The sequence below is a fragment of the Nocardia camponoti genome (assembly GCF_014646135.1).
GTDB classification, from domain to species: domain Bacteria; phylum Actinomycetota; class Actinomycetes; order Mycobacteriales; family Mycobacteriaceae; genus Nocardia; species Nocardia camponoti.
The window spans coordinates 486206-505185 of the sequence record NZ_BMMW01000004.1 but is presented as its reverse complement, the minus strand read 5'-3'; the positions used below and the strand labels follow the sequence as shown (position 1 = coordinate 505185).

The following is an 18980-nucleotide window of genomic DNA, read 5'->3' as shown; positions in this document are numbered from 1 at the left end:
CGGTCCGACGATCGCTCTGTTGTCATCGGGTCTCTTTCCGGTGGTGTGGTGTGCTGCACACCCGGCGTGTCGCATAGCAGTATCGTGCACGTTCGCGCCCTAGAGGCCCGATTTCCGCATTTGGCGCGGCAACGTGCACGAAAATGCCACGCCGAGGGCCCGCGACACGCCGGGCGGGCTAGTCCAAGAAGAACGCGAGAGTCTTTTCGTCCGTGTCCAGGACCTCCGCCGCGTCGACGCCTAGTTCCAGTGCCAGCTCAATTGAGCCAGTCAGCGCGACCTGGACGTCGGGCGAGAATGCCCGGTCCAGCAGGCCCAAGTAGTCGGACATGCTGCGTGCCAGCTGCGCAAGTAGTTCCTGATGCTCTTCCGCCAAATGCGCGTCAAGCACGCGCTGTTCTTCGAGATACCGCTCGATCAGTGCGGCCTCACGCTTCGACAGCGACGACGCGACCGCCTTGTACATCACCGTGCCAACGGTGTTGCCAATCACGGCACCGAGAAGCGGAATGGGAATCGCCGCCTGCCCGATGCACGACGACAGCGCGCTCACAGCGGCTTCCAACGCGATCAGCTCGGAGTTGGCGATGAACTCGAGTTCATCAATCTCGCTGCGCCGCAACTTATTCGCCTGCTCAGCGATGCTAAGCGACGCGGTCACGATCGAGCTGGCGACAGCCGATGGAGTCGCGGTGAAGTTCGTGAGCGTGTAGATGCTCAGTCCGCGAACGCCGCCTTTGCCGAGGCTAAAACTCGCATCGCCCGCGACATCGCGCCAGTCCTGTGCGTCAAAATCCTTGAGCGGCTTCCCTTCACGCCGCTTAGCGATCACCGACATGACGAAGGTGGTCCCGCCTTCGACCACTGCAGCCATGACCGTGGCCCGAGCGCCCTCACGCACGCTCGGCCGACTTTCTCGCAACGCGTCGGTACGCGCGGACCGGTCGGTGGCGCGGAGGGAGTCTTTCTCGGCCGACATGGTCGACTGGTAGACGTCGCGCTGCACCTCGTCATATTTGAGGGTCGAAGCTTCGAGCGCGTCCATGTCGACGGAACCGTCGCGGAAGAAGTGGTGGATCCGCTGCCAATCGCGCAGCGACGGCCCGTCTCCGCTGCGGGTCAGCGACTCACTCGCTTCCTCATACGACATGCCGCGTAGGTGAGCGACCACTTCGTAGTGGTCGCGCGGAATCTGATATTTCCCGCCGTTGCTCACATAATCGGGGTACTTCTCAAGATGCTGCGTAATCGCGCCGAGCGAGAACCGCCCGCCCGCAGCGACAAACTTCTGCTGAACCGCAACGCCGCCGCGCATCAGGTCGACGGGGCCATTGTCGTTCACCAACTGATACAGCCCGTTGCCCCCTTGAATCTGACTGAGTGCGATTGGGCGTCGGGCGTTGCGGACCGGCTCGCGACACCGGATGGCTGCTACGTGACTTAGAGTGGTCGCGGCCAGGTTCAAATGCATTGAACAGCAAGCCTTTTGATGAGAGGGAAGCACGAATGAGTGGCCGTAAAGGCGATTGGTCGCGGTCATGAGCGGGAGCGACCTTATCGGGAGGTGGGGACTTGAGGTGGGGCACTACTCGTCGATGGACGATGAGTGGATCACCTTCTGGCCCGACGGCTCCGGGGAGAGAGAACACGCCCGTCCATTCAGTTCCGAACTGGTGTTCTTCCATTGGTCGGTGGTCCGGCTCGGCCTCGTGAGCCTGGAGGCATACTCGGCGTTCCGTGAAGAAGAGGGCCAGATCGCCGACGTGTACGACCTCCCAGAGGTAACGGAGGCGCGGTACCGCATCCAGTCGGAATCACGCCCGTTGCTCGATGCGCCTATCCCTGTCCTGCACGTCGACGGATGGGGGTCCAGGGAAGGATACGGCTTCATCACCGCCGAATTGACTGAGCGCGACAGGTGGCAAGGCCCAACTCCGGAGCTTCCCGACAGCTAGCCTGACCGGTCGGCACCTGATGAGTTCGTGCCTCGCACGGCACTGTTCGGTGCGCGACGTTGTCGCTTGCCGTGGGATGAGCGTCGTGATCAGGTCGCGAACAGTGCGATCAGGGAAAGTGCCGTTAGCGCTACGAGTGGTGTCGCCACCGTTTTCGCCAGTCGGGCTCGGCCCGGGCCGGGTGCGACGATGAAGGGTACGGCTAGCGCGACTACTGCGGCGGCGGGGAGGGCGGGCACCGTTCCCGCGATCAGTTCGTAGCCATGAGGGTCGGTTAGCGGATCGGTCGACAGCCTTGAGCGCAGCGCGATGTACATGCACCACAGCCAGAGCAGGCCCGCTGCGGCGACCAGCGCACCAGCCGCGACCGCGATCGGGAACCGCCATCGGGTGCGCGATGCTTGCCTGGTTGTCATCGATCTCTCCGCTGCCAGTGTGTGGTCGGCCCCTTGAGGAACAAGGTGAATGTGCGTGCCCAGCAGGCGAATCCACTGAGGATTGAACCAGAGACCCCCGTGCAGCGAGAGCCGGAGTCGGCGGCCACGTTGCACACCCGGCGTGTCGCATAGCAATTTCGTGCACGTTCGCGCCCTAGAGACCCGATTTCCGCCCTCGGCGCGGCGGCGTGCACGAAAATGCCACGTCGAGGGTGGGCGACACGCCGGTCGGGCTTGTCTAAGAAAAACGCGAGGGTCTTTTCGTCCGTGTCCAGGACCTCCGCCGCGTCGACGCCTAGTTCCAGTGCCAGCTCAATTGAGCCAGTCAACGCGACTTGGACATCGGGCGAGAATGCCCCGTCCAGGGTACTCACGCGAAGTTGGTCGCCGCCCGGGATCACCAGCCGAGGATCATCCGAACCCCGGCTAGCCAGGACACTACGAGCCCCGCGCAGCACAGCACCGCCCCTATCCACAACGGAATTCGGTGCCTGATGGACGCGTACGTGATCAGGGACGCGGCTACGACCGAGCCGATCCAGCCGCCGCCGACTATCCACATGCCGAGTTCGGGATTCGCTGAGCACGGCGGGTTAGCCTGGCAGGTGTCTGCGGCGGCCAAAACCCAACCCGCGGAAAATGCCGTGAGTAGAAACAGGGTTCCTGGCACTAGGACGTAGAGCAACGACGTGATGATGATGTCGATGACTCGGCCGACTGTCGGTCCACGCGATGCAGCAGGGTGCGGCGGACTAGGTTGCCCCACAAAACCATTCATGCGAATCGTCCCAATTCCCTGTCCTGCCACAGAGTGTTAGTCGCGCGGTCAACGTTACCTGTCGGACCAACCCGGCCCGCGCGGCGCTCAGGGACTCCCGAGCGCCTACCCGACGTAGCTCACGCCACGCCGATTCGGCCCTCAACCTGCACCAAAGGAACAGCCGCGATCAGTGCGCGCGTGTAGTCGTGCGCGGGTGCGCGTAGGACCGTGGCGGTCGGGCCGTCTTCAACCACTTCACCGTTTCGCAAGACCACGATTCGGTCGGCGACCGCTTCAGCTACCGAGAAGTCGTGGGTGATGATGATTCCCGACAGCCCGCGGTGCTGTCTGATCCGCGACAGCAGGGCGAGGACATCGCGTTGGGTGCGGGCGTCTAGGGAACTCGTTGGCTCGTCGGCGATCAGCACGTCGGGGTCGAGTGCCAGCGCGCGTGCGATCGCTACTCGTTGTTGTTGCCCGCCCGACAGTTCGCGCGGGCGGCGTAGCGCGAACTCCGGACCGAGGCCAACTTCGGCCAGCAATTCGTTCACCCGCTCGACGCGGGCGGCGGGGGAGAGGTCGGTGTGGATGCGCAGGGGCAGTTCCACTGACCGCCGAACAGTGTGTTCGGGGTTCAGCGACAACGCCGGGTTCTGGAAGACGATGCCAACCTTGGCGCCGAGCGCTCGTCGCCCAGCGGCGCGGCGCACCGGCAAATCGACACCGGCCACGCTCGCGCTACCGCTGGTCAGCGGCTCGAGCCCGGCGATCACCCGACCGAGTGTCGACTTGCCCGCGCCGGACTCACCGACGAAAGCAACCATTTGGCCAGCGGGCACCGTCAGCGAAACATCGTGCAACGCAACAACATTAGGCCTACCGCGATAGGTCACGTTGGCCGCGTTCACGGTGACGATCGCTTCGCCGAACTCGCGCCGACCGGCAACTGTCGTGCCGTCGAGACGAGCAACCGCATCGACTAGAGTGCGGGTATAGTCCGACTTAGGCTGTCCCAGAACAGCTTTCACGTCACCCTGTTCCACAATCTGACCATCGAGCATCACCGCGACCCGATCAGCCGAATCCGCGACAACGCCCATGTCGTGCGTGATCAACAGTGTGCTTGACCCGGTTTCGGCCCGTAGCTCACGCAACAGATCGAGAATCTCGCGTTGCACGAGCGCGTCCAGGGCGGTCGTCGGCTCGTCAGCGATGATCAACACCGGTTCATGCGCCAACGCCATCGCGATCATCGCGCGTTGCAGCTGCCCGCCGGAAACCTGATGCGGATAGGACCGTGCAACCCGCTCCGGATCGGCCAGCCGCACCCGTGCAAGCAGCTCAGTGACGCGGCCCATGCGCTGCGTTCGCGGCAACCCACGAGCCGCGAGCACTTCGCCGATCTGGGCACCAACGGTGTGCACCGGATCGAACGCCGACGACGGGTTCTGGAAAACGACGCCAACCGACTCAAGCCGAAAGCGGCGCAGCTCTTGCGGTGTGAGTGTCAGCAGGTCAATCGGTGGTCCGTCGGCGGGATGGAAGTCGATGTTTCCCGTCGCCGATAGCCCGGGCGCAAGGAGCCCGAGCACGGCCAAGGTCGTCATCGATTTGCCCGCCCCTGATTCGCCGACCAGCGCGAGCACCTCCCCGCGCGGCACCTCGAACGACACATCACGTACGAGGGTGCCGTGGGGACCGCGCACGGTCAGGTTGCGCACGGAGAGCAGCGGTTGGTCGGCGATGGAACTCATGGCAGCAGCGAAATCCGGAAGTAGTTGGGGTAGGCGGGGAACGGCGGCACGATGAAGTTCGCGAGGCCGGCCCCGTAGATCCAGGTGTTCACCGAGTTGATCAGCGGCACGTTCGGAGCGAGCGCGGTGATGAGCCGGTCAGCGTTGGCCCAAGCAGCCTTGGCCGCGGCCGGGTCGACCTGTCGCGTCGCATTGTCGATCGCCGCGTCCACCGTCGGGTCAGCCAGTCGGGACGCATTGTATCCGCCCTTACCGATTTCCTTCGACGAAAAGCTGGGCTGCAGCATCGAATACGGTGACGGGAAGTCGGCCTGCCACCTCGACAGGGCAAGGTCGTAACCGGAACCGTCCTGATGCATGGTGATGTCGGTGTAGGTGGGGCGGTCGACCGAGCGCAGTGTCACCCGAATGCCCGCGCGCTGCCAACCAGCTTGCAACGCCTGTGCCTGCGCGGTGACCTCGGCTGAATTCTGGTGCACCAGAACAAGATCCAGTCCGTTCGCGTGCCCGGCCTCGGCTAGCAACGTCTTGGCTTTCGCCACGTCGCCAGTCTCGGGCGCGGGCAGCACGTCGAACTTCTCGTAGCCTTCCAGGGCGGGCGGGATGTTCGTTGTCGCGATCGAGCCACGGTTACGCCCACCGCTGGCGACCAGGTATGAGGCCTTGTCGGTGGCGAGGTTGATCGCCTGACGCACGCGCAGGTCGGCCAGTGTCGGCTTGGAGGTGTTGATCGCGACCTGGTCGATCGAGCCGCCACCCGCTTCCAGCGTGCGGGACTTCGCGTTCGGGTTCGCGGTCAGGGCGGCCAACTGCGATGCGGGCACCGGCCCGGCGAAGGAGAACTTGCCGTCGCCAGATCCGTGGATCACCGACTGCACGGACGTCTCCTTGGAAACGCCGAGCTTGAAGATCACCTTGTCCGGCCCCGCCGTGCGGTTTGAGTCGGTTTTCGGATCCCAGTGCGGGTTCCGTTCGAGTACCACCTGGCCGTCCGCGCGATCGGCGACCCGGTAGGGGCCCGTCGCGACCGGCGTTTTCCCGTAGGTCTGCGGGTTGTCCTTTGCCTTCGGCACCGGCGCGAACGCGGGCTGCGACACGATCCACGGCCAGTCACCGAAAGCCTGGTTCAGCTTAAAAATCAGCGTCGAATCATCCGGTGCCTCAACGGAATCCAAGTGTTTGCCGTCGTATGGCCCGGCGTAGCTGTCACCGCCGATGAGGAACTGCTTGTGGTAGTTGAAGCCACCCGACAGCAGCGGCGCGAACGACCGCTCCAGGCCGTACTTGACGTCGCCCGCGGTGACGGGAGTGCCGTCTTCGAACTTCAGGCCCGGCTTTAGCGTGTACTTCCAGGTCTTGCCGCCATCGGTGGTCGATCCGGTGTCGGTGGCCAAATCAGGAACGGGCACAACGGGTTTGCCTGGTTCGGTGCGCCACGTGGTGAGCCTGCGGTTGAACAGCGACTGAGTGGTGATCGCCAGGTTCGACGACTTCGCCGGATCCAGATCCAGGCTGGCGGATTCGACCGGAATCGTCAGCGTCCCACCCTTTTTGAACTCCGTCGACCCGGCGGCACCCGGCTCCTGCTGATTGGCACCGCACGCCGATAACACCGTCACCAACGTCGCGGCGATCGCTACGGATCTGATTCTCATCTAGCTACCATCCTTGGATCCAGAACTCGAACAACTATGTCCACCAACAGATTTCCGGCGACGACCAAGAAGGCCGAGAACACCGTCATGCCGACAACTGTCGGAAGATCGACCTGACTCACGCCGTCAAGCATCAGGCGCCCCAAACCGGGCATCCCGAACACGGTTTCGGTGATCACGGCCCCGCCGAGCAGCAAACTCACCTCGACGCCGAAGTAGGTCAGGACAGGCACCGAACCGTTGCGCAAACCGTGATGCAGCAGAATCCGACGTTCGGGCAGGCCGTTGGCGCGCGCGGTGCGGATGTAGTCCTGGCCCAGCGCGTCGATCAGGTTCGACCTGGTCAAGCGCACGTACACGCCCGCGCCGGTCCAGGCCAGCACGAACCACGGGGCAACGAGGTGCCATGCCCAGTCGACCGGGTCCGTGGTGAACGGGACGTAGCCGCCAACCGGGATCATGTCGAGCTGGAAGCCGAAGACGTAGATGGCGAGCAGGCCGACCAGGTAGGTCGGCATGGACAGGCCGATCGCGGTGGTGTTGGTGACGAACCTGTCCAGGCGCGACCCTTCGCGGACGGCGGCGAGCAGTCCAAGGCCAACGCCGGACGCCAGCAGCAATACCGCCGCACCGAGCGTGACGGAAAGAGTGACCGGGAGCCGTTCGCCGATCAACGCGAGGACGGTCTGATTCTCCTGGAAGGAGTAGCCCAAACAAGGTGCTGCGCAGTGAATTTGGTCGCCGCCGGCGCCGAACGAGCGGCCAACGATCAATCCGGCGAGGAAGTGCCAGCACTGCTCATACCAGGACTGGTCCAAGCCCATGAATTCCTGGGCGCGCAGCAAATTGCCTGGGGTGCACGGCTTTCCGCAGGCCAGTTGCGCTGGATCGGCTGGGAGGAAGTAGAAGACGAGGTACGTGAGCAGCGAAACCGCGACCAGCACGCCAACCGCCGTTGCTGCGTGCCGCGCGAACGCGAGCGCGCGGTTCATGCGACCGACCTCAGCGTCGGGGTGGACAGGCGCTGGCGCAGCGTCTCGCCAATTTCGTTGATAGCCAACGTGATTAAGACAAGGGCGGCGCCCGGGAACAGTAGGTACCACGGGTCGGTCTGCACCCAGTTGATCGAGTCGCCGATGCTGCGACCCCACGACGGTGTCGGCGCGGGCACTCCGACGCCGAGAAACGACAGCGCCGCTTCGGTGCCGATGAACGCCGGAACATAAAGCGTGAGAAAGACAATGGCGGTTCCGCGTAGGTTCGGCAGCACTTCGCGGGTCAGGATGTGCCAGGTCGACGCCCCGGTCGCCCGCGCGTAGCGCACGAAGTCACGTTCGCGCAGTGTCATGGTTTGCGAGCGGATCACCCGAGCGCCACCAGCCCACCCGAAAACCGTCATCACCGCGATCACCAGCGCGAGCCTCGACGCGTCCGGCGGAACCACCGCACCCAGCGCGATCATGAACAGCAACGCCGGAAAGCCGAAGAGCACGTTGATAATCGCCGAAACGAGGCGATCGATCCACCCGCCGAAGTAGCCCGCGGTGAGTCCGATGACGAGCACGGCGACCATCGTCAGCACCGCGCTGGCAACGCCGACTAGCAGCGAGGTGCGCGCGCCGTACACCACGATCGCGAACAGGTCGCGCCCGCTCAGCGGCTCGACCCCGAACCAATGGTCGGCGCTGATGCCGCCAAAAGCACCCGCCGGAGCGCTGTCGGGCCCGAGCGTTTCGGGGTGATAGGTATAGGGGTCAACCCCGATCGCGGCCGTGACCACCGGCGCGCCGACCGCGAGCAGCGTGATCACGACGGCGACCCCCACGGCTATCGCGGCGCGCGGCGTCAGTGCCCGCAAAGTCCGAATCGACGATGGCATGGCGGGAATCGTAAGGTCGATTTAAGTGGCGTAGATCTCGCTATTGCGCGGCGATTTGCTTGGGAAAACGGGTTGAACTGGGGTTATCGGATGGTCGCGGATTTCGCTTCACACCGATCCCAATTACTTTGGCTTGCGAAGGTGTAGGCGGGGATGGCGATCGCGCTGGCCGTTGGAGCCGTCAAGGCGTATCAGCCTTCAATCCTCTGGGTCGCGTGGATCCGCGAGCAGTACGACGCGGTTGCTTGCCGGGTCAAAGCCGAGCACCGGGTGACCGTATTGGCCCTCACCTGCCATCAACACGGGCTTGCCAAGCTGGCGGCCGATAGCGCACATGAAGTCAATCAGGGTGTCGACGCCCACCTGACCCTGCAGCTCGCGAAGGTCCACGTCGAAATCGATCTCGGTTGCTGTCATCAAACGAAAGATCATCAGCACGTCGCGAGCGGGCCGAACGTATAGCTCGGCACTCTGTTCCGCATCCGCGGGGCGCGGCAGTACATCGGCAGCGCGCGGTAGTGGGAGAACGGTGTCGTCTTCCCGGTAGTCCCATCGCCACCCGCTGGACTGAATTAGGTCGAGCACCGTTTGCCAGTCTTCGGCCGTGGTGTCGGGCACCCACAGATCCGGCAGCGCACCCATGATTTGGGGATCGAAGAAATTCTTGACTTCGTTCCACAGCAGATCGGGCATCTCGCCATCCTCGCAGCTGCCGCTCGCCTGCCGCGAATCCCGATCGTTTCGAGTGCTCAAGCAGAGGTTAGCCTGCGGCCGAGGATGAAGATCAAGGGCGGAAACCGCCCCTAAACCCTAAGTGCGCGAGGGGGGACTTGAACCCCCACGTCCGTGGACACCAGAACCTAAATCTGGCGCGTCTGCCAATTTCGCCACTCGCGCTGGATGTGTACGACCGTCCAAACTCTACCGGGTAATGACGCGTCTCCCAAGCGTCGGGGCGGCGAGTCGTACTCGTGGGTAACCCGACCTGGGATTATAACAATTAGGTCACGCCCAATATGAGGGGCACTCATGTTTAACGCGAGCAAGCAACGGTCCCACCTGCGGCGACAAACATGAGGCACCGTCATGTTTCAGAATAAAGTTGTACGACCGTACTGAAATACCGCGCGGTAGCTGGCATGCCAATTCGAAACGTGAGGCTTTCCTCATGATTTTGTGCGATCGTGGCTCTCATACAGGCCCGTGGGGCTGCCGGATACGTGTGCGTGCCGTCGGTCGACGGGCGCCGGGAGAAGGAAGTCGAGCGTCTTGACGATCAACGAGAGCACCGAGATGGGCACTGAGGCGAAGGGGAAAGTCGGTGGTCGCGGGCGGATCGCAGCCGTCGGCGCGCCATTACTTGAGCAGCTGCGCGCCGGCGTCGGCTACGCGATGGCCTTCGGTGGACAGGGTGCGCAGTGGCTCGCCGAGCTCACCGAGATCGCGCACGACGCCGCCGTCGAATCGGAACTCGCCACGCTGGTCAACGAGGCCGCCGCGCTGCTGACGCCGGTTGCGGCCCAGTTGCTGGTTGTCCGCCCGGGCGGTTTCGACCCGATGGGCTGGATGCTGGAAGCGGAACTGGATGAACCGGACGAACCGTCGTCGGCCCCGGCTCCCGAAGTCCTGCGCTCGGCACCGGTCTCCATGCCCGGCGTCCTGCTCACCCAGCTCGCCGCGATCCGCGCGCTGCGCCTGCAAGGGCTCGACCCCGCCGAGTACGCGCCCGTCGCGGTGGTCGGCCACTCGCAGGGCCTCTTCGGCGCGGCGGCCATCAAGGACGGCAACCGCGACGCCGAACTCCTCGCCGTTGCCCAATTGGCCGGTGCCGCAGCAGGACTCGTCGCGCGACGGCGCGGGCTGATGCCGGTGGGGGAGCGCTCCCCGATGGTCGCGGTGTCCAACGTCGACCCCGATGAACTCCGCGCGATCGTCGCCGACGTCGCCGAAGGTGTCGACCCCGCGATCGCCGCCGTGGTCTCGATCCGCAACGGTCGACGTCGCGTAGTGCTGTCCGGCGCGCCCGCCCAGATCGACCGCGTCCGCACCCGCTGCGCCCAGATCCACGACGAACAGACCCGCGAACGCGAAGCCAAGCAGCGCGGCGGTGCGGTCTTCGCGCCGGTGTTCGAAGACATCGCCGTCGACGTCGCGTTCCATCACCCCGCCCTCGCCGAAACCGTCGACATGGTCGCGGGTTGGGCCCGCCAGTGCGGCATCGACGCCGACTTCGCCGCCGCCCTCGTTAAGGAAGTGCTCGTCGATCCGATCGACTGGGTCGCGACCGTCGAATCCGTCGTCGACAAGGGCGCGGAATGGATCCTCGATCTCGGTCCCGGCGACCTCCTCTCCCGCGTCACGAGCGGCACGCTCAAGGGCACCGGCGTCGGCGTGATCGCCGCCGCGACCCGCCCCGGTCAACGCGCCCTGCTCACCCCGGGTGCCGCGCCCGAACCGGCTCTCGCGTGGTCGGCGTTCGCGCCCAAGCCGGTGTGCCTGCCCGATGGTCGCGTTGTCGTTGAGACGGCGTTCACCAAGCTCACCGGTCGCTCGCCGATCCTGCTCGCGGGTATGACGCCAACCACCGTCGACGCGAAAATCGTTGCGGCAGCGGCCAATGCGGGTCACTGGGCCGAACTCGCCGGTGGCGGCCAGGTGACCGAGCAGATCTTCGCCGACCGGATGACCGAGCTGCGTCAGCTGTTGCAGCCGGGTCGCGCTGTTCAGTTCAACTCGCTTTTCCTCGACCCGTATCTGTGGAAGTTGCAGCTTGGCGGCAAGCGGCTGGTGCAGAAGGCGCGCGCGGCGGGCGCGCCGATCGACGGTGTCGTCGTGACGGCGGGCATTCCCGAGCTGGAGGAAGCGGTGGCGCTCATTGCTGAGCTCACCGAGGTCGGGATTAGCCACGTCGCGTTCAAGCCGGGCACGGTCGCGCAGATTCGCGCTGTCCTGCGCATCGCCGACTCCGTGCCGGATTACCCGGTGATCATGCACATCGAAGGAGGCAAGGCGGGCGGGCACCATTCGTGGGAAGACCTCGATGACCTGCTGCTCGCCACCTACGCCGAGCTGCGCGGTCGCACGAATGTGGTGGTGTGTGTCGGCGGCGGCATCGGCACGCCCGAGCGCGCGACCGAGTACCTGACCGGCGCGTGGTCGACCCAGCACGGCTACCCGACGATGCCGCTCGACGGTGTCCTCGTCGGCACCGCGGCGATGGCGACGCTTGAGGCGACGACCGCCCCGGCGGTCAAGCAACTGCTGGTCGACACGCCAGGCACCCCCGACTGGGTCGGCGCTGGCACCGCGAACGGCGGAATGGCTTCCGGCCGAAGCCAATTGGGTGCCGATATCCACGAAATCGACAACGCCGCGTCGCGCACCGGCCGTCTTCTCGACGAGGTCGCCGGTGACGCGAAGGCCGTTGCGAAGCGCCGCGACGAGATCATCGCCGCCCTCGACGCGACAGCCAAGCCGTACTTCGGTGACGTCGCGACGATGACCTACCAGCAGTGGCTGGAACGCTATGTGTCCCTTGCGGTTTCGACCGATGTTCCGATCTCGTTCGACTGCGGCAGCGACATCGGCGAAGCGATCACCGACGCGACCCGTTCGGACTGGCTCGACATCTCCTGGCGCGACCGGTTCGCCGAGATGATGCGACGCACCGAAGCGCGACTCAACCCCGCCGACAGCGGCCCGATCGCGACACTGTTCGCCACCGACGACGCCTTCGAGCATCCCGTCGAAGCGCTGTGCTCGCTGAAAAAGGCGTACCCGGCCGTCGCCGACACCGTCCTGCACCCCGCTGACGTGCCGTTCTTCGTCGCGCTGTGCAAGACGCCGGGAAAGCCGGTGAACTTCGTCCCCGTCATCGACGCCGACGTGCGGCGTTGGTGGCGTTCGGATTCGCTGTGGCAGGCGCACGATCCGCGCTACACCGCTGACCAGGTGTGCGTGATTCCGGGGACCGTCGCGGTCGCGGGCATCACGCGCGTTGACGAGCCCGTCGGCGAATTGCTCGACCGATTCGAGGCCGACACCGCGTACGCGTTGGTGAAGGCCGGGGTGAAACCCGTTGCGGTGCAAGCACGTCGGGCCGCAGGCGACCTCGCCGGTGCCATCGACACCGTCCTCGCCGCCCCCGACGTCCAGTGGGCTGGCCGCACCACGATCAACCCGGTGCATCGCCTCGGCGCGACAAGCGAGTGGATCGTTGAGCCGAACCAGGCGACCCACCCCGCGACGGGCGCGACGCTCACCGAAATCGCGGGCGGCAACGTCGAACTCACCGTTCCGCTCGCTGGCGAAGCTGTCGTCAAGATCCGCATCACTGTCCCGACGAGCGTGTATTCCGGTGGCGCGCCGGTTATTACGGCCGAAGACGCGGATAAGGCGATGTCAGAGCTGCTGGGAGTTGCTGCCGGACAGGCACTTCCGGAGGTTAAGGCTGGCGCCGCGCACTTGAGCGTCGCGTGGACCCCCGACCAGATCGCCGACCACGCAGGCGTCACCGGCGCTGGCCTGCCCGCTCGCCTCAGCACCCTCGGTCGCACCGCTCCCGACGTGCTTGTCGGCGCGTGCTGGCCCGCCGTTTTCGCGGTGCTTGGCGCTTCGCGCACGCCCAAGGGCGCTTCGGTCATCGAAGGCATGCTCGACCTCGTTCACCTCGATCACCAGATCGAGCTGCTCAACGAATTGCCAAGCGAGACAAGCATTCTCGTTGTCCGTGCGGAAGCGGGTGCGGTCACCGATACCGATCTTGGTCGCGTTGTCGAGGTCGGCGTCACCGTTGGACTGATCCTCGACCAGGGCCTTGAGCCAACCCCGCTCGCGCGCCTCACCGAGCGCTTCGCCATTCGCGGTCGCAACGGCGCTGGCGAGCTCACCGATCCGCCGCGTGCGGGTGGCAGCGAGTCGGCGAAGTCGGTCGACACCCCGCGCAGGCGACGTCGCGACGTCACCATGACCGCCCCGCGCGCCATGCACGCCTTCGCCACCGTCTCGGGCGACCACAACCCCATCCACACCAGCACCGCCGCCGCGAAACTTGCCGGACTCGGCGCGCCGATCGTCCACGGCATGTGGTTGTCGGCGGCCGCGCAGCACGCGGTTGTCGCGATCGACCCCGAAAGTGGTTCTGCCCCACGCACTCTCACCGCGTGGACCGCACGCTTCCTCGGCATGGTTCGTCCCGGCGCTGCCGTCGACGTCCGGGTTGAGCGCATCGCGGTCGACGCGGGCGCGGAGATCGTCGAGGTGTCCTGCCGCGTCGACGGCGACCTCGTGATGACCGCGACCGGCCGCACCGCGGCACCGAAAACCGTCTACGCGTTCCCCGGCCAGGGCATCCAGCGCAAGGGCATGGGCCTCGACGCGCTCACCCGATCGAAGGCCGCCAAGCAGATATGGGAGCGCGCCGACGCGCACACCCGCGAAGCACTCGGCTTCTCGATCCTCGCCGTGGTCCGCGACAACCCGACTTACCTCAAGGCGCGTGGCGTCGAGCATGTGCACCCCGACGGCGTGCTGCACCTGACCCAGTTCACCCAGGTCGCGATGGCGACGCTCGGTGTGGCCCAGGTCGCTGAGCTGCGCGAAGCTGGCGCGTTCGTCGAAGGCGCGATGCTCGCTGGCCACTCGGTCGGCGAATACAACGCCCTCGCCGCCGTCGCTGGCGTGCTGCCGCTCGAAGCCGTGCTTGAGGTGGTGTTCCAGCGCGGTTCGGCGATGCATGAACTCGTCCCGCGCGACGCGCACGGCCGCAGCGACTACCGCATGGCCGCGATCCGCCCGTCGCAAATCGGGCTGCCTGACGCTGACGTGATCGACTTCGTCACCGGCATCGGCACCGAAACCGGCGAGTTCCTTGAGGTGGTCAACCTCAACCTGCGTGGGTCGCAGTACGCGATCGCGGGCACCGTCGCTGGCCTTGAAGCGCTTGAAGCCGAAATCGACCGTCGCCGTGCGGAATTCGGTGGCAAGCGCGCGTTCATCCTCGTGCCCGGCATCGACGTCCCGTTCCACTCGTCGGTGTTGCGCGACGGCGTTCCCGAGTTCCGACAGAAGCTCGAACAGTTGCTGCCCACCGAAATCGACCCAGCCGTGCTCGTTGGCCGCTACATCCCGAACCTCGTTCCGCGCCCGTTCTCGCTTACGCGGGAATTCCTGACCGAAATCGCCGAACTCGTTCCATCCGAACCACTTTCGGCCGTGCTCGCCGATTTCGACAGCTGGGCTGAGCGTCCGTCGGCGCTGTGCCGCCTTGTGCTCATCGAGCTGCTCGCGTGGCAGTTCGCGAGCCCGGTGCGCTGGATCGAGACCCAGGACCTGCTGTTCGGCGACCCGGCGCAGGGTGGCGTCGGGATTGAGCGGTTCGTTGAAGTTGGGCTTGGCGCGACACCGACGGTGGCGAACCTCGCCGCCCAGACGTTGAAGCTGCCCGCGTTCGGTGCCGCGACGGTTGAGGTGGTGAACGTCGAGCGTGACGCGGCGGTGGTCTACTCGCGTGATACCGACCCGGCTCCGGTCGAAGAAGTCGACGAAACCCCGGTTGCAGCAACGGAATCCGCGCCGGTTGCCGTCGCCGCACCCGTAGCGACGGGCGGTCCGCGCCCCGACGACATCGCCTTCTCCGCCGCTGACGCCACCCGCGTGCTCATCGCGCTGTGGACGAAGCTGCGGCTCGACCAGATCGGCCCGGTCGACACCATCGAAGGGCTCTGCGACGGCGTTTCCTCGCGCCGCAACCAGCTGCTCGTCGACCTCGGAGCTGAGCTGTCGCTCGGCGCGATCGACGGTGCCGCCGACGCCGATATGGGCGCGCTCGCGAGCACCGTCGAACGTCTCGCCCGCACGTACAAGCCGTTCGGCAGCGTCCTCACCGACGCCATCGGCGACCACCTCCGCAAGGTGTTCGGCCCGTCCGGCAAGCGGCCCGCCGCGATCGGCGACCGGGTGCGCAAGGTGTGGGAACTCGGCGAAGGTTGGGTCAGCCACGTCACCGCTGAGGTGTCGCTTGGCACCCGCGAAGGCGCGAGCGTTCGCGGCGGTGACCTGGGCGGATTGGTGTCGGCGACGCTGTCGGACGCGGCCTCGGTCGACGCCGCGATCGACGCTGCCGTGCAAGCGGTCGCGGCCCGTCGCGGGGTCGCGGTTTCGCTGCCGTCGAGTGGCGGAGCCGCAGGCGGGACGGTCGACGCCGCCGCGCTCGGCGAATTCACTGAAGCCGTCACCGGCCGCGACGGCGTGCTCGCCACCGCGGCCCGCGTGATCCTCGACCAGCTCGGCTTGAGCGAGCAGGTGAGCGCACCGGAAACCACGCCGGACACGCTCGTCGACCTGGTTTCGGCCGAATTAGGTTCGGACTGGCCACGTTTGGTCGCGCCCGCCTTCGACGCACGCAAGGCCGTGCTCATCGACGACCGCTGGGCGACGGCGCGCGAAGACCTCGCGACGATGTGGCTCGGCGACGACGCGACGACGGCCGAAGCTTCGATCACCGGTTATCGAGGTGCGGGCGAAGCTGTTGCGGCACAAGCAAATTGGTGGCGTCAGCGCGCGATGGGCGAGGCCCGTTCGGTGCTCGCCAACACCTACGCGCAAATCGCCGAAGCCGCGCTCGACACCTCCGATCCGGGGCTGTGGTCGGCCGACATCGCGGTGATCACGGGCGCGAGCAAGGGGTCCATCGCGGCAGCGGTCACCGGCGAGCTGTTGGGCGGTGGTGCCACGGTCATCGTGACCACGTCCCGTCTCGACGACGAGCGACTTCGCTTCTACCGCAAGCTTTATCGCACGCACGCTCGCAACGGCGCTGCCCTGTGGGTCGTGCCCGGCAACATGGCGTCGTACTCCGACATCGACGCGCTCATCGAGTGGATCGGCACCCCGACCATCGACACCGCTGGCGGCGCGAAGATCAAGGTCAAGGACGCGCTCACGCCCACGCTGCTGCTGCCGTTCGCGGCACCCCGCGTCGCGGGCGACCTGTCCGACGCCGGTGCGCGCGCGGAAATGGAAATGCGCGTGCTGCTGTGGTCGGTCGAACGGCTCATCGGTGGGCTTTCGGCGATCGGCGCTGATCACGACGTCGACGCGAAACTCCATGTGGTGCTTCCTGGTTCGCCCAATCGTGGCATGTTCGGTGGCGACGGTGCCTACGGCGAATCGAAGGCGGCACTCGACGCGGTTGTCGCGCGGTGGCGTGCGGAGAAGTCGTGGTCGGCGCGAGTTACGTTGGTACACGCGCTGATTGGCTGGGTGCGCGGCACCGGGCTGATGGGCCACAACGACCCGATGGTCGCGGCGGTCGAAAAGGCGGGCGTGCAGACGTGGTCGACCACGGAAATGGCCGCTGAGCTGCTGAAGTGGTGCACGTCGCGTGCCCGCGCTGTCACCGCGAGCGGGCCGCAGCAAATCGATCTCACCGGCGGACTCGCGCGCGCCAAGCTCGACCTTCCCGCGTTGGCGAAGCAGGCACAGGCCGACATCGAAACTCCCGCTTCGGATGACGCGAACACCATCGACGCGCTGCCCGCTCCGCCGACGATGACGTCCGCGCTGCCGACCCCCGAATGGGGTGACGTCACCGCCGACCCGCGCGACATGGTCGTCATCGTCGGCGCGGGCGAACTCGGGCCGTGGGGCTCGTCGCGCACGCGTTTCGAAATGGAAGTCGAAGACCGACTTTCGGCTGCGGGCGTGCTCGAACTGGCGTGGACCACCGGTCTCATCCGGTGGGAAAACGATCCCAAACCGGGCTGGTACGACGTCGAATCGGGTGAACTCGTGCCCGAGTCGGAGGTGGCCGACCGCTACCACGACACCGTCATCGAACGCTGCGGTGTGCGTCGCTACGAAGACGACGCGGCCATGATCGACAACGCCGCGCCACTGCTCACGTCGGTGTTCCTCGACAAGGATCTGACCTTCACCGTCGCGAATGAGGCTGAGGCACGGGCATTTTCGCTTGCCGATCCGGAGCACACGGTGATCGCGCCGGTCGCCGACGCATCCGACTGGACGGTGACGCGCAAGGCGGGCACCGAAATTCGCGTGCCGCGCAAGGCGAAGCTGTCGCGAGTGGTCGGCGGCCAGATTCCGACCGGCTGGGATCCAACGATCTGGGGCATCTCGGCCGACATGGCCGCCTCGATCGACCGGGTCGCGCTGTGGAACATCGTGTGCACGGTCGACGCGTTCGTCAGCGCGGGCTTCGACCCCGACGAGCTGATGAGCTGGGTGCATCCGAGCCTCGTCGCCAACACCCAAGGGACCGGCATGGGCGGCATGTCGTCGATGCGGTCGCTGTACGTCGACAACCTGCTGGGCGAACCGCGCCCGAACGACATCCTGCAAGAGGCACTGCCGAACGTCGCGCTCGCGCACGTTGTGCAGTCATACGTCGGCAGTTACGGCGCGATGGTGCATCCGGTCGCGGCCTGCGCGACGGCGGCGGTTTCGGTCGAAGAAGGTGTCGACAAGATTCGCCTCGGCAAGGCTGAAGTTGTTGTCGCTGGCGGCTACGACGACCTCGGCATCGAAGGCATCGTCGGCTTCGGTGACATGTCGGCCACCGCAGATTCGGCGACGATGCGCGCTAAGGGCATCAGCGACCGCTACTTCTCGCGGGCCAACGATCGCCGGCGCGGCGGGTTTGTCGAATCACAAGGCGGCGGAACGGTTTTGCTCGCTCGCGGTGATGTCGCGGTGGAGATGGGCTTGCCTGTTCTCGGCGTTGTCGCCTTCGCGCAGTCGTTCGCCGACGGTGTGCACACCTCGATTCCCGCTCCCGGACTTGGCGCGCTCGGTGCCGGTCGCGGCGGACGCGAGTCACGACTGGCCGCCGAACTGGGCAAGCTCGGCGTCGCAGCCGACGACATCGCGGTGATCTCCAAGCACGACACCTCAACGGCGGCAAACGATCCCAACGAATCGGAACTGCACGAGCGGCTCGCGGGCGCGCTTGGTCGCACCGAGGGCAACCCGCTGTTCGTCGTTTCGCAGAAGAGCCTCACCGGGCATGCGAAGGGCGGCGCCGCGGCGTTCCAGATGATCGGGTTGTGCCAGGTGCTCGCCAACGGTGTCGTCCCGCCGAACCGCAGTCTCGACTGTGTCGACGAGAAGATGGCCGCCTACCCGCACTTGGTGTGGGCGCGTGAACCGCTGCGGTTCGGCGACCGGTTCGCGTTGAAGGCCGGGCTGGTCACGTCGCTTGGGTTCGGGCACGTGTCCGGGCTGCTCGCGATCGTGCACCCGCAGGCGTTCATTGCCGCGATCGACCCGGCGGCGCGGGCCGACTACCAGGAGCGGGCGCAGCAGCGTCAACTCGCTGGTCGGCAGCGGATCGCCGAAGCGATGTGCGGCGGGGACGCGCTGTACGCCAAGCCGACGGATCGTCGACTTGGTGCCGACGGCACGCCTGCCAAGCAGGTGCGTCAACTCGAAGCCGACATGCTGCTTTCCGAAGACGCGCGGCTCGACAATGTCGCTGGCCATTACCGCGCGGCAACGGGTTCGGCGAAATAGTGTTTACCGC

Annotated in this window: 9 protein-coding genes and 1 tRNA gene; 2 read left to right on the top strand and 8 right to left on the bottom strand. The window is 66.0% G+C overall.

Annotated features, from left to right (window positions below):
- Window positions 1-178: 178 nt before the first annotated feature.
- Window positions 179-1342: a hypothetical protein gene (locus tag IEX78_RS20880; RefSeq protein ID WP_188830701.1), complete on the bottom strand. Its 1164-nt coding sequence runs from the start codon at window positions 1340-1342 to the stop codon at window positions 179-181.
- A gap of 196 nt (window positions 1343-1538) precedes the next feature.
- On the opposite strand from IEX78_RS20880, the gene IEX78_RS20875 reads away from it, so the two are divergent.
- Entirely contained in the window at window positions 1539-1955 is a 417-nt protein-coding gene (locus tag IEX78_RS20875) for a hypothetical protein (RefSeq protein ID WP_188830700.1), read from the top strand.
- An 89-nt stretch (window positions 1956-2044) separates the two neighbouring features.
- On the opposite strand, the gene IEX78_RS20870 is transcribed toward IEX78_RS20875, so the two are convergent.
- The 7 genes from IEX78_RS20870 to IEX78_RS20840 all read right to left on the bottom strand — a co-directional run bounded on the left by IEX78_RS20870 (window position 2045) and on the right by IEX78_RS20840 (window position 9337).
- Complete coding sequence (locus tag IEX78_RS20870; RefSeq protein ID WP_188830699.1) at window positions 2045-2371, bottom strand: hypothetical protein; 327 nt, start codon at window positions 2369-2371, stop codon at window positions 2045-2047.
- Window positions 2372-3289: 918 nt separating this feature from the next.
- A complete protein-coding gene (gene nikE, locus IEX78_RS20865) occupies window positions 3290-4906 on the bottom strand; it encodes a nickel ABC transporter ATP-binding protein NikE (RefSeq protein ID WP_188830698.1) in 1617 nt (538 codons plus the stop codon).
- The gene (locus IEX78_RS20860) at window positions 4903-6561 is read right to left on the bottom strand and encodes an ABC transporter substrate-binding protein (protein WP_188830697.1); all 1659 of its coding nucleotides are present in this window, start codon (window positions 6559-6561) and stop codon (window positions 4903-4905) included. Before IEX78_RS20860 ends, nikE begins: the two co-directional genes overlap by 4 nt.
- Window positions 6558-7553, bottom strand: coding sequence for an ABC transporter permease (locus tag IEX78_RS20855; RefSeq protein ID WP_188830696.1), 996 nt, complete (start codon window positions 7551-7553; stop codon window positions 6558-6560). Before IEX78_RS20855 ends, IEX78_RS20860 begins: the two co-directional genes overlap by 4 nt.
- Entirely contained in the window at window positions 7550-8440 is an 891-nt protein-coding gene (locus IEX78_RS20850) for an ABC transporter permease (protein WP_188830695.1), read from the bottom strand. Before IEX78_RS20850 ends, IEX78_RS20855 begins: the two co-directional genes overlap by 4 nt.
- A 198-nt stretch (window positions 8441-8638) precedes the next feature.
- Window positions 8639-9133: a hypothetical protein gene (locus IEX78_RS20845; protein ID WP_188830694.1), complete on the bottom strand. Its 495-nt coding sequence runs from the start codon at window positions 9131-9133 to the stop codon at window positions 8639-8641.
- Window positions 9134-9255: 122 nt separating this feature from the next.
- Window positions 9256-9337: transfer RNA gene (locus IEX78_RS20840), tRNA-Leu, on the bottom strand.
- A gap of 372 nt (window positions 9338-9709) precedes the next feature.
- Between IEX78_RS20840 and IEX78_RS20835 the strand changes: the two genes are divergently transcribed.
- The gene (locus IEX78_RS20835) at window positions 9710-18970 is read left to right on the top strand and encodes a polyketide synthase (protein WP_308426574.1); all 9261 of its coding nucleotides are present in this window, start codon (window positions 9710-9712) and stop codon (window positions 18968-18970) included.
- Window positions 18971-18980: the final 10 nt, after the last annotated feature.

Excerpts from the sequence above, each read along its gene's own strand:
- IEX78_RS20855 (WP_188830696.1), bottom strand. The coding sequence starts at position 7,553 with ATGAACCGCGCGCTCGCGTTCGCGCGGCACGCAGCAACGGCGGTTGGC.
- IEX78_RS20860 (WP_188830697.1), bottom strand. The coding sequence starts at position 6,561 with ATGAGAATCAGATCCGTAGCGATCGCCGCGACGTTGGTGACGGTGTTA.
- nikE (WP_188830698.1), bottom strand. The coding sequence starts at position 4,906 with ATGAGTTCCATCGCCGACCAACCGCTGCTCTCCGTGCGCAACCTGACC.
- IEX78_RS20870 (WP_188830699.1), bottom strand. The coding sequence starts at position 2,371 with ATGACAACCAGGCAAGCATCGCGCACCCGATGGCGGTTCCCGATCGCG.
- IEX78_RS20875 (WP_188830700.1), top strand. The coding sequence starts at position 1,539 with ATGAGCGGGAGCGACCTTATCGGGAGGTGGGGACTTGAGGTGGGGCAC.
- IEX78_RS20845 (WP_188830694.1), bottom strand. The coding sequence starts at position 9,133 with ATGCCCGATCTGCTGTGGAACGAAGTCAAGAATTTCTTCGATCCCCAA.
- IEX78_RS20850 (WP_188830695.1), bottom strand. The coding sequence starts at position 8,440 with ATGCCATCGTCGATTCGGACTTTGCGGGCACTGACGCCGCGCGCCGCG.